11 protein-coding genes are annotated in these 11,236 nt (G+C 73.4%); 5 read left to right on the top strand and 6 right to left on the bottom strand.

Annotated elements, in window-relative coordinates:
* The 4 genes from DZF91_RS34215 to DZF91_RS34200 form a co-directional block, all read right to left on the bottom strand.
* Positions 1-851, bottom strand: an 851-nt coding sequence (locus DZF91_RS34215) for an amino acid ABC transporter permease (protein WP_147341522.1), incomplete at its 3' end; no start/stop codon positions are given.
* The gene (locus tag DZF91_RS34210; RefSeq protein WP_117361176.1) at positions 848-1,492 is read right to left on the bottom strand and encodes an amino acid ABC transporter permease; all 645 of its coding nucleotides are present in this window, start codon (positions 1,490-1,492) and stop codon (positions 848-850) included. The genes DZF91_RS34215 and DZF91_RS34210, both read right to left, overlap by 4 nt.
* Positions 1,493-1,528: 36 nt before the next feature.
* Positions 1,529-2,470, bottom strand: a complete 942-nt coding sequence (locus DZF91_RS34205) for a glutamate ABC transporter substrate-binding protein (RefSeq protein ID WP_117361174.1) — start codon at positions 2,468-2,470, stop codon at positions 1,529-1,531.
* A 91-nt stretch (positions 2,471-2,561) separates the two neighbouring features.
* Positions 2,562-3,290: an amino acid ABC transporter ATP-binding protein gene (locus DZF91_RS34200; protein ID WP_117361173.1), complete on the bottom strand. Its 729-nt coding sequence runs from the start codon at positions 3,288-3,290 to the stop codon at positions 2,562-2,564.
* A 116-nt stretch (positions 3,291-3,406) separates the two neighbouring features.
* Between DZF91_RS34200 and DZF91_RS34195 the strand changes: the two genes are divergently transcribed.
* A complete protein-coding gene (locus DZF91_RS34195) occupies positions 3,407-4,564 on the top strand; it encodes an ROK family protein (protein WP_235834765.1) in 1,158 nt (385 codons plus the stop codon).
* 35 nt (positions 4,565-4,599) lie between these two features.
* Here the strand turns inward: DZF91_RS34195 and DZF91_RS34190 are convergent, their stop codons facing one another.
* Positions 4,600-5,892, bottom strand: coding sequence for a cryptochrome/photolyase family protein (locus DZF91_RS34190; protein WP_199487089.1), 1,293 nt, complete (start codon positions 5,890-5,892; stop codon positions 4,600-4,602).
* A 2-nt stretch (positions 5,893-5,894) separates the two neighbouring features.
* Positions 5,895-6,437, bottom strand: coding sequence for a TspO/MBR family protein (locus DZF91_RS34185; RefSeq protein WP_117361171.1), 543 nt, complete (start codon positions 6,435-6,437; stop codon positions 5,895-5,897).
* Between the two features lie 298 nt (positions 6,438-6,735).
* Between DZF91_RS34185 and DZF91_RS34180 the strand changes: the two genes are divergently transcribed.
* The 4 genes from DZF91_RS34180 to DZF91_RS34165 all read left to right on the top strand — a co-directional run bounded on the left by DZF91_RS34180 (position 6,736) and on the right by DZF91_RS34165 (position 11,154).
* Positions 6,736-7,671, top strand: a complete 936-nt coding sequence (locus tag DZF91_RS34180; RefSeq protein ID WP_117361179.1) for a YbgA family protein — start codon at positions 6,736-6,738, stop codon at positions 7,669-7,671.
* Between the two features lie 193 nt (positions 7,672-7,864).
* The gene (locus tag DZF91_RS34175; protein WP_117361177.1) at positions 7,865-9,388 is read left to right on the top strand and encodes an SDR family oxidoreductase; all 1,524 of its coding nucleotides are present in this window, start codon (positions 7,865-7,867) and stop codon (positions 9,386-9,388) included.
* 61 nt (positions 9,389-9,449) lie between these two features.
* Positions 9,450-10,406 carry an MBL fold metallo-hydrolase gene (locus tag DZF91_RS34170; RefSeq protein ID WP_117361170.1) on the top strand — a complete coding sequence of 319 codons (957 nt, stop codon included), beginning with the start codon at positions 9,450-9,452 and terminating at the stop codon, positions 10,404-10,406.
* Between the two features lie 22 nt (positions 10,407-10,428).
* Positions 10,429-11,154: a DUF981 family protein gene (locus DZF91_RS34165; protein ID WP_117361169.1), complete on the top strand. Its 726-nt coding sequence runs from the start codon at positions 10,429-10,431 to the stop codon at positions 11,152-11,154.
* Positions 11,155-11,236: the final 82 nt, after the last annotated feature.

Genomic DNA, 11,236 nt, shown 5'->3' with positions numbered 1-11,236 from the left:
CCCGGTTGCGCGGCGGCCGGGACCGCGCGGGCGGCGGCGCGGTACGGCCGGTTGCGCTGCCGCGCCTCCAGCGTCCGCGCGAGCTTGGCCAGCGACGCGTTGATGACCAGGTAGATCAGCGCGATCACCAGGTACGTCTGGATCAGCAGGTGGTTGAAGTTGGCCAGCACCTTGCCGCTGTAGAGCAGTTCGGCATAGCTGACGACGAAGCCGAGGGAGGTGTCCTTGAGCAGTCCGGCGGACTGGCTGACCAGCGACGGCAGCACGCGCCGCGCGGCCTGCGGCAGGACGACCGTCCGCATGGCCCGGCCGCGGGTGAGGCCGAGCGCGAGGCCCGCCTCCAGCTGCCCGCGCTCCACCGAGCGGATGCCCGCGCGGAAGATCTCGGCGAACGCGGCGGCGTTGGACACCGACAGCGGGACGACGAGCTTCCAGAACAGCGGGAGGTCCACGCCGTAGCGCGGCAGCGCGAACAGCACGATGTAGACCAGCAGCAGCGCGGGGATCGTCCGGACGATCTCGACGTAGGCGGCCGACGGCAGGCGCAGCCACCGGGACGGCGAGACCCGGCCGAGGGCGAGGACGATCCCCGCCGCCGCGGCGAGCGCGATCGACACGGCGGCGGCCTGCAGGGTGGACCACAGGCCCTCCAGCAGGTACCGCCACATCGGCCACGTGCCGTAGGGGCGCCAGCGGTCGGCGGCGAGCTGCCCGTTGTCGGCGAACTTCTGCAGCGCGAGCGCGAGCAGGGCGGCCCCGGCCAGCACCGACAGGACGGTGGCGACGCGGATGCGGCGCCGGGCGCGCGGGCCCGGCTCGTCGAACAGCAGCCGCGAGGACGGTGCGCTCATCGCAGGATCGCCCACTTCCGTTCCAGGGTGCCCGTCGCCAGGCCGAGAAGCCCGGACAGCGCCATGTAGCCCAGGCCGGCCGTCACGAAGATCCAGATCGGCTGCGCCTCGGCCAGGTTGACGCGGTTGGCGGCGGCGGTCAGCTCGACGACGCCGACCGCGGCGGCCAGCGCGGTGTTCATCAGCGTCATGATGGCGATGTTGCCGAGCGGCTGGACGACGGTGCGCAGCGCCTGCGGCAGCACCACCAGCCGCAGCGACTGGGTGAAGGTGAGCCCGAGCGCGCGGGCGGCCTCGCCCTGCCCCGACGGCACCGCGTTGATCCCGGACCTGATCGCCTCGGCCGTGTAGGCGCCCTGGTAGAGCACGATGACGACGACCGAGGTGGTGAACAGCCCGGCGATCACTCCGATCTCCGGCAGTCCGAACACGGCGATGACCAGCCAGACCAGCAGCGGGATGTTCTGCAGGACCTCGACGTAGGCCATCCCCGCGGCGCGCAGCACGCGCACGGGCGAGACCCGCATCGCGGCGACGGCGGTCCCGGCGACGAGCGCCCCGGCGAGCGACAGCAGCGTCAGCTCGACGGTGAGCAGCAGCCCGTGGCCGAACTCGGAGAGGTGGTCGGTGATGACGTTCATGGCGGGGCGAGGCTCCCTCCTACTCGAAGGTCACGCTCACTCGGAGCCGGGGGCGGAGCCGATCGCCGGCGGCTGCGGCGCGTCGCCCTCCACGACCGTCCCGATGGAGTTCTTCCAGGTCCTGGCCCACAGCCCGGACGCCTGGATCTGCTTGAGCCAGTCGTTGACGAACTGCTTCATCTGCGTGTCGCCGTGCTTGAGGCCGATGCCGTAGGGGTCGCTGGTGAACGGCTTGCCCTGGATCTTGACGGTCGGGTCCTGCTTGGCGGTGGCCAGCAGCAGCGCCTCGTCCTGGACGTAGGCGTCGCCGCGGCCCTGCTTGAGCGCCTGGACGCACTCGGGGTCGGTGCCGAACGTGACGATCTTGGCGTCCGGGGCGACCTTCTTGATGGCCGGGATCGCCGGGGTGTTGGCGCCCGCGATGACCGTCTTGCCCTTGAGGTCGGCGGGCGAGGTGATGCCCGTCTTGTCCTTCTTGGTGGCGATGACCAGGCCGGAGCTGTAGTACGGGCCGGCGAAGGCGACCTGCTTGGCCCGCTCCGGGGTGATGCTGTAGGTCTGGAAGACGACGTCGACGGTGCCGTTGGACAGCAGCGCCTCGCGGGTCTCCGACGCCGAGTTGACGATCTTCACCTCGGGCTTGCCGATGATGTACTTGGCGAGCAGGCGGCCGAAGTCGGCGTCCAGGCCCTCGACCTTCTTGGTGCCCGGGTTCTGCTGGGACAGCAGCGGGGCGTCCAGCGAGCCGCCGACGATCAGCTGACCGCGCTTCTTGATCTTCTCCATGGTGGAGCCGGCCGGCAGGTTCGCCGCGACCGGCGCCGCGGCGACCAGGTCGTCCTGCTTCCCGCCGCCGCCGGCGGCGCCCGGGACCGAGGAGCCGGAGTCGCCGTCGGAGCAGGCCGTCAGGCCCGCGAGCGACAGCGCGGCGACCGCGACCGGAACCGCCCACCGCTTCCGCGCAGACGTACGCACCATGATCTCTTACCTTTCTCGGTTGGCGCGCCGCGCACGGCGCGCCGGGGGTGGAACCGGACCGGGAGCTGAGAGCCCCGCGGAGGCGGGACGGCTAGTGGCTGAGCACCTTGCCCAGGAAGTCCCGGGCCCGGTCGCTGGTGGGAGAGGCGAAGAACTCGGACGGCGTGCCGGACTCGACGATCTCGCCGTCCGCCATGAACACCACGCGGTCGGCGACCTGGCGGGCGAACCCCATCTCGTGGGTGACGACCACCATCGTCATGCCGTCCTCGGCCAGGCCCGTCATGACGTCCAGGACCTCGCCGACCATCTCCGGGTCGAGCGCCGAGGTCGGCTCGTCGAACAGCATCGCCTTCGGCCGCATGGCCAGGGCGCGCGCGATCGCCGCGCGCTGCTGCTGCCCGCCGGACAGCTGCGCGGGCAGCTTGTCCGCCTGCGCGCCGATGCCGACCCGGTCGAGCAGCGCGCGGGCGTCCCGCTCGGCCTCCTCGCGGGACAGCCCGCGCACCCGCATGGGCGCCAGCGTGAGGTTCTGCAGGATCGTCTTGTGGTGGAAGAGGTTGAACGACTGGAACACCATGCCGACGTCCGCGCGCAGGCGGGCGAGCGCGCGGCCCTCGGCCGGCAGCTCCGCGCCGTCGATGCGGACGGTCCCGGCGTCCGGGCTCTCCAGCCGGTTGAGGCAGCGGCAGAGGGTGGACTTGCCCGACCCGGACGGGCCGATCACCACGACCACCTCGCCGCGCGCCACGTCCAGATCCACCGCGCGCAGGGCGGTGTGGGCGCCGAAGCGCTTGTGCAGGCCGCGAACCTCGATCATTCGGTCATCCTCGATCCAACTTCCTTCGAAATCGAAGTCGAACTGGACATTAGACCTTCAAATCGATTGAAGTCAACGCATTGCTGTACAAAGTCCGCGCATGCTATCTATCTGGGGTGCGCAACAGCAGAGAGGACCGACCGGCCGCGCTCGTGCGCATGGTCGCCACCGGCCAGGCCGAGTCGCGGGCCCAGCTCGCCCGGCTCTCCGGCCTCGCGGCCTCCAGCGTCTCCCTCCGGGTGGAGCAGCTCATCGAGGCCGGGCTGTTCACCGAGGAGGGCGCGGGCGCGTCCCGCGGCGGACGCCGACCCCGCCGGCTGCGCCTCGCGCGCGAGGCGGGCGTCTTCCTGGTCGCCGACCTCGGCGCGCACCACGCCCGGCTCGCCGCCGTCGACCTCAGCGGCACGCCGCGCGCGGTCGGCGACCTCGCCGTCGACATCTCGGTCGGCCCCGAGGCCATCCTGACGGCCGTCATCGACGGCCTGCGCGCGCTCACCGGCGAGCACGGCCTGCACGACGTGCCCGTCCGCGGCCTCGCCATCGGCGTGCCCGGCCCCGTGGACCCGGCGACGGGCCAGGTCGTCTCCCCCTCGCGGATGCCCGGCTGGAACGACTTCCCCGTCCGCGAGTTCGCCGCCGCGCAGGCGGGCCTCCCCGTCCTGGTGGAGAACGACGCGAACCTCATGGCCGTCGGCGAGCACCGCGCGTCCTGGCCGGACCTCGACAACATCATGGTCATCAAGCTGGGCAGCGGCATCGGCTGCGGCGTCATCGTGGACGGCCGCCTGCACCGGGGCCGCGGCGCGGCGGGCGACATCAGCCACGTCCGCATCCACTCCGAGGCCACCGTCGACTGCTCCTGCGGCCACCCCGACTGCCTGGAGGCCCACGCGAGCGGCGCCGCGCTGGCCGCCTCCCTCGCCGCCCAGGGCATCACCGCCGACTCCCCCGCCGAGATCGTCGACCTGGTCACCGACGGCGTCCCCCAGGCGACCGCCGCGGTCCGCCACGCCGGCCAGCTCATCGGCGACGTCCTCACCGCGCTGGTGAACTTCTTCAACCCCGACGCCCTGGTCATCGGCGGCAGCCTGTCCAACGCCGAACCGCTCGTCGCGACCATCCGCGGCGCCATCTACCAGCGCTGCCTCCCGCTGGCGACCCGCAACCTGGAGATCAGCACGTCCCGCTCCGGCCGCGACGCCAGCATCCTCGGCGCCGGCCACCTCCTCCTCGACCAGTCCGACACCTGGATCGACCACACCCTCACCCGCTGACCTGCCAGTCTGACCTGCCGGTGCCGCGTCCGGCGTCAGTCGAGGTCGAGGATGGGCGGTGGGTAGGCGAGGGCGCCGCGCCGGTCGGGGGGCAGGGTCCAGGGGTGGTGGGCGGTGCGGCCTTCGAGGTCGGCCAGTTCGGGGAGGTGGCGGCGGACGTACGCGCCGGACGGGTCGTAGCGGGACGCCTGGCGCAGCGGGTTCATGACCTGGTCCGGACGGGTGCTGTTGCCCGTCCCGGCGACCCACTGCCAGTTGCCCGCGTTGTCGGCGATGTCGCCGTCGGCGAGCCAGTCGTTGAAGTGGCCCAGGCCGCGCCGCCAGTCGATCCCGAGGTCGCGGGTCAGGAAGGACGCCGTGACCAGGCGGGCGCGGTTGTGCATGAAGCCCTCGCGCTGTAGCTGCCGCATCCCGGCGTCCACGATCGGGACGCCGGTCAGGCCCTCGCACCAGGCCGCGAAGGCGTCCTCGTCGTGGTTCCACCGCCGGCCGCGCGGACGGTAGTCGGCGCGGGGCAGGTCGGGGAAGGCGGCGGCGACCTGGTGGTGGAAGTCGCGCCAGGCGAGCTGGCGGCGGAAGCCGGTGGGACCGGCCTCGGCGGCCTCCCGCGGGGAGACGCAGCCGAACTTCAGGTACGGGCTGAGCCGGGACGTCCGGTCGGCGGCCAGGTCGTCGTGGACCTCGTCGTAGTCGGCCGCGTCGTCCCGCAGCCAGCGGGCGAGGCGCCGGCGTCCGGCCGTCTCGCCGCCTTCGGCCAGGTCGGGGGACGGCGTGCCCGCCGTCAGGGCGGTGAGGTCCGGGAGGGGGCCGGCCGTCAGCCCGGGCGGCAGGCGGACGGCGCGGGGCGTGGCGGCGGCCGGACGCCACCGGCTCGCCTCCCAGGCCCGCCAGTACGGCGTGAACACCCGGTAGTGGTCGCCGCCGGACGGGGTGAGGTCGCCGGGCGGGACCACGGTGATGCCGGGGCAGGCGGTCACCTTCAGGTCGAGCTCCTCAAGGCCCGCGAGGCGGCGGCGGGCGTAGGCCGACCGCTCGTCGGCGAGGAACAGCTCGGTCGCGCCCGTCTCGCGGGCGAGGCGGGCCACCTCGGTCACCGGGTCGCCGCGCCGCATGACGAGGTCGCCGCCCCGTCCGCGCAGGGACTCGCGCAGGTCGGCCAGGGCGTCCAGGAGGAACCGGACGCGGTTGGGGGCGGCGAACGGGCCGTCCAGCAGCGCGTCGTCGAAGACGAAGAGCGGGACGGTCCGGTCGGCGCGGCAGGCGGCGGCCAGCGCGGGGTTGTCGCGCACGCGCAGGTCGCGGGTGAACAGCATCAGCGAGGTGCTCATCGTCAGGTGCTCGGCTCCGCTCGGGTGACCGGTCGACCCGGCGTCCGGCCGCCCCGGTTGCGGCGGGCGATGTCGGTGTTCAGCGCCGTGGCGAACAGGCACCAGGCCGCGTACGGAACGAGCACGGCCGCGGCGGTGGCGTCCACGCGGGCGGTCCGGCGGATCAGGTCGGCGTTGGCGGCGTCCAGCAGCGCCGTGCCCACGACACCGGCCGTCGGGCTGCGGCGGCCGAAGAACAGGTGGTTCCACGTCGCGTTCAGGGCCAGGTTCACGCCGAGACTGGCGGCCAGTGTCCCGCGCTCGCGTCCGGAGGCTTTCAGCAGGGCCCGTCCGCTCGCCCAGGCGATCGAGACGTACAGCGGTGTCCAGACTGCGCCGAACGTCCAGGACGGGGGTTGCCACGGCGGTTTGGCCAGCGACCGGTACCAGTCGTTGTCGGTGTCGACCGCCGCCGCGCCCAGCGCCGCGGTCGCCGTGACGGCGGCGGTGGTCGCGCCGTAGACCTTCCAGCGAGGATGGTCGTCCCGCCTTCCGATGAGCCTCATACGAGGGTGCCTTCCCCGATCACCGCGATGGACTCCCTCCGGGAGGATGCGTTGCCATGGGCCCTGACCTGCTCTTTCGGTTATTGCCCGGCGTTTGCCGCCCGATGGTTCCCCGCCCCCGCCCGATCGACTACGAAGGAGGTCGAAGCGATCCGGAGGACGCGATGACCCTGGCCGAACGCATCTCCCGCGGGGACGAGCGGAAGATGCGGGAGCTGCTGTGACCGCGCCGGCCCCCGATCCGGCCGCGGCGGACGGGCGGGACCCGTGGTGGACGGACGCCAGGCCCCGGCTGGCCGTGTCGAGCTGCCTGCTCGGCGCGCCCGTCCGCTACAACGGCGCCCACAGCAGGGACCGGTTCCTCACCGGCGTGCTCTCGCGGCACGTGGACTGGGTGCCGGTCTGCCCGGAGATGGAGATCGGCCTGGGCGCACCGCGTCCGGCGATGCGGCTGCGCACCGACGGGCACATCGTCACCAAGGACGGCGACCACGACTACACCGAGGCGATGACCGCGCTCGCCGGGCACCGGCTCCCCGCCCTGGACGAGATCGACGGCTACGTTTTGAAGTCGCGCTCCCCCAGCTGCGGGCTGATGAACCTGCCGCGCTACGCGTCCGGCCGTCCGGGGGAACGCGGCGACGGCCAGCCGGTGGACCGCAGGGGACGCGGCGTCTTCGCCTCCCTGCTGCTGGACGCCTACCCGGACCTGCCCGTCGAGGAGGGCGGGCGGCTGAACGACCCGGTGCTGCGCGAGCACTTCGTGGAGCGGGTGTTCGCCCACGCCAGGCTGCGCGCGCTGTTCGCCGCCGACTGGCGTCCCCGCGACCTGGTCGCCTTCCACAGCCGGCACAAGATGCAGCTGCTGGCCCACTCCCCCGAGGGCTACCGCGAGACCGGGCGCATCGCCGCCCGCGCGGGCGAGCAGCCGAGGGACGACCTGGAAGACGACTACCGCCGCGCGTTCACGGCCGCGCTCGCCGTCCGCGCGGGACGCGGCCGGCACACCAACGCGCTCCAGCACGTGTTCGGCTTCGTCAGCGAGGACCTGGACCCGACGCGCCGCCAGGACATCCTCACCGCCATCGACTCCTACCGGGAGGGACGCGCCCCGCTCAGCGTCCCCATCGCGCTGCTGCGCCACCACGCCGAGGGCGAGCACTTCGACTACGTCGCGAGCCAGACCTACATCGCGCCCTTCCCCGAGGACCTGCTCCTGCGGCACAACCTCTGACCGGCGGCGCGCTCGCGTCCGCCACCGAGTTCTCCCGGGAGGCGTCGCGGACGGGCAAAACCGCGTTGACCTGCGCTTGCGCCCGTGGCCCCCGGGTACGGGCCCGTCTGACGGCGAGCGGGCAGGGGAACCGGGGCACGACGGACCTTCGACGCGGCGGCGCGGCATGCCCGGCCGCACCGGGGAACAGGCCATGGACACACCTGACGAGAGCGCGACCGGGCGGCTGTGCCTGGTGACGGGGGCCAGCGGCTACATCGGCGGACGACTGGTCCCCGAACTGCTGGACGCCGGATACCGGGTGCGGTGCATGGCCCGCTCGGCGCGGCGGCTGCGCGACCATCCGTGGGCCGGCCGGGTCGAGATCGCCGAGGCCGACGCGACCGACCCCGCCTCGACCCGCCGCGCGCTGGACGGCGTGGACGTCGCCTTCTACCTGATCCACGCGATCGGCGGCGAGGGCCGGTTCAGCGAGACCGACCGCCGCGCCGCCCGCACCTTCGCCGAGGCCGCCCGCGACGCCGGGGTGGGCCGCCTGGTCTACCTCGGCGGCATGGCGCCCGAGGAGGAGCTGTCCCCGCACCTGCGGTCCCGCGCCGAGGTCGGGCGGATCATGCTGGACTCCGGCGTCCCCGCCGTCTGGCTGCGCGCCGCCGTCATCATCGGATCGGGGTCGGCGTCGTTCGAGATGCTGCGGTACCTGACCGAGCGGCTGCCGGTGATGGTGACCCCGCGCTGGGTGCGCACCCGCATCCAGCCGATCGCGATCCGGGACGTCCTGCACTACCTGGTGGCGTCCGCCGCGCTGCCCGCCCACGTCAGCCGGGGCTTCGACATCGGCGGACCCGACGTGCTCACCTACCGGGACATGATGCAGCGCTACGCCGCCGTCGCCGGACTCAGGCGGCGCCTCATCATCCCGGTGCCCGTCCTCAGCCCGCGGCTGTCGAGCCTGTGGGTCGGCGCGATCACGCCGGTCCCGGGACGGCTGGCGCGCCCGCTGGTGGAGTCCCTGCGCAACGAGGTGATCTGCCGCGAGCACGACATCGCCCGGTACGTCCCACCGCCGGACGAGGGCCTCGCGGGCTTCGAGCACGCCGTCCGGCTGGCGCTGCGCCGCGTCCGGCAGGCGGACGTCGCGACCCGCTGGTCGTCGGCGAGCCTGCCCGGCGCGCCGAGCGACCCGCTGCCCACCGACCCGGACTGGGCCGGCGGCAGCCTGTTCACCGACGAGCGCGAACGCGAGGTGAGGGCCCCGGCGGAGCGGCTGTGGGAGGTCATCGAGGGCATCGGCGGCGAGCGCGGCTGGTACTCCTTCCCGCTCGCCTGGAGCGTCCGCGGCGTCCTGGACCGGATGGTGGGCGGCGTCGGGCTGCGCCGCGGACGCCGCGACCCGCGCCGGCTCCGGATCGGCGAGACGGTCGACTTCTGGCGCGTGGAGGAGATCGGCCCGGGACGGCTGCTGCGGCTGCGCGCGGAGATGCGGCTGCCCGGCCTGGCGTGGCTGGAGTTCCGCATGTCCGAACGCGACGGCCGCGTCCGCTACACCCAGCGCGCCCTGTTCCATCCGCGCGGCCTCCCGGGCCACCTGTACTGGTGGACCTTCAAGCCGTTCCACGACCGCATCTTCGGCGGCATGTGCCGGGGAGTCGCCCACGCCGCCGAGCAGCCCACCCGCACTTCCCGTCCCCGCGCCACCGCCTCCGCTCCCCGCTAGTCGGCTGAGTGCCGGGGCGAAGGGCGTGGTCGGGAGGCGGAGCGGCGGGGATCATGCTCTTATGAGAATGCCGTTCGGGCGTCCGAGCCTGCGTCCCTACCTCGCCCACCGGCAGCCCGTCCTGACCGGGGCTCGCGCGTCGGACGGGGGCGGGCTGCGGGCCTGCTTCCTCGGGACGAGTTCGGTGTTCCTGGACGACGGCGAGACCAGCGTGCTGTGTGACGGGTTCGTCACCCGGCCCGGCCTGCTGCGCGTCGGCCTCGGGAGGATCGCGCCCGACCGTGCGCTGGTCCGCGCGGCGATCGAGCGGCTGGGGGCGCGGTCGCTGAGCGCGGTGTTCTGCGCGCACTCCCACTACGACCACGCCCTCGACGCGCCGGTCTGGAGCCTGGAGACCGGCGCGGACCTCGTCGGCTCGGAGTCCACGGCGAACATCGGGCGTGGCCTCGGCGTCCCGTCCTCGTCGCTGCGGGTGGTCGCGGACGGTGACACGCTCGCGTACGGACGTTTCGAGCTGACGTTCATCGACTCGCCGCACAGCCCGGGCGACCACTTCCCGGGGACGGTCGACGCGCCGCTGGTCCCCCCGGCGCGGGCCGGGGCATGGCAGACCGGCGACGCGTTCTCGGTGCTGGTCGCGCATCCGTCGGGCCGGATCCTGCTGCACGCGAGCGCCAACTTCCGGCCCGGGATGCTGACCGGTCACCGCGCCGACGCCGTGTACCTGGGCATCGGCGCGCTGGGCAAGCAGCCACCGGAGTTCGCCCGCCGTTACTGGGACGAGGTCGTCGGGGCGACCGGGGCGCGGCGGGTCGTCCTCGTCCACTGGGACGACTTCTTCACCGGACTGCACCGGCCGCTGCGGCCGATGCCCCGCTTCGCCGACCGCGTCGACACGGCCCTCGGGATGATCCTGCCGCTGGCCGAGCGCGACGGCGTCGAGGTGCTGATCCCGTCCGCCTGGGAGCCCACCGACCCGCTGACCGGGACCGGCCGCCCCGATCGTCACAGAGGATGACCTTCTTGCTACGCTGAGCGACATGATTGATCTTGCTCTCGTGGGCGCGGCGTCCGATCTGAAGATCGACTGGACCCGGATGCCGACCTACAACACGATCATGGCGGTCGCGGCGGGGGCCGGGCTTCTGCTGGTCGTCGGGCTGGGGCGGCGGCTGCTGCACCCGCAGCTGCGCGTCGAGGCAGCGGGCTGGGGGCTGGCGTTCGGAGCGCTCGGCCTCATCCTCACCGTCACCGGCCTGCACATGACGCTCACCTGGCCGCTGGCCGGGCAGGGGTTCCCGTTCGACAACATCGTCTTCGGCGAGCCGTCGCTGGCGTTCGGCGTGATGATGCTGATGGCGGCGCTGTTCCTGTGGAAGCGCGGCGAGGCGCTCAACGAGGTCCCGGCGCGGGGCGAGGTGGTGGCGCGGCTGGCGGGCCCGCTCTCGGTCTTCGTGTTCGGCATGGGGCTGGCGTGCTTCGGCATCGCCGCGGCGGGATGGAAGTACCAGTTGTTCGCCGCGCCGCCGCAGGAGCCGATCTCCGGCAAGTTCGCCGCGCACCCCTGGCTGGAGGCGACCTTCATCTCCGGCCTGTATGTGCTGGTCGGCGTGGGCGCGGTGCTCTTCCCGTTCGTCCTGCGGACGCCGCGCGCCTGGATGGTCAAGATCGTGGGGGTCGTGTGGGTCGTCGCCGGGGTGCTGTTCCTGCTCTTCGGCGCGCTCAACTACTTCACCCACATCGGCCTGATCATCAACACGAGCTGAGCCGCGCGCCGCACCGCGCCGTGGGCCTTGCGCCGGACGGCGCGCTCCGCCCGACGGCGCGCCCGGCATCGCGGCGCACGGC

Source organism: Actinomadura logoneensis (genome assembly GCF_003428695.1).
GTDB lineage: Bacteria > Actinomycetota > Actinomycetes > Streptosporangiales > Streptosporangiaceae > Spirillospora > Spirillospora logoneensis.
Note: the sequence above shows the minus strand (reverse complement) of the source record. Positions and strands in the feature narration are given on the sequence as shown.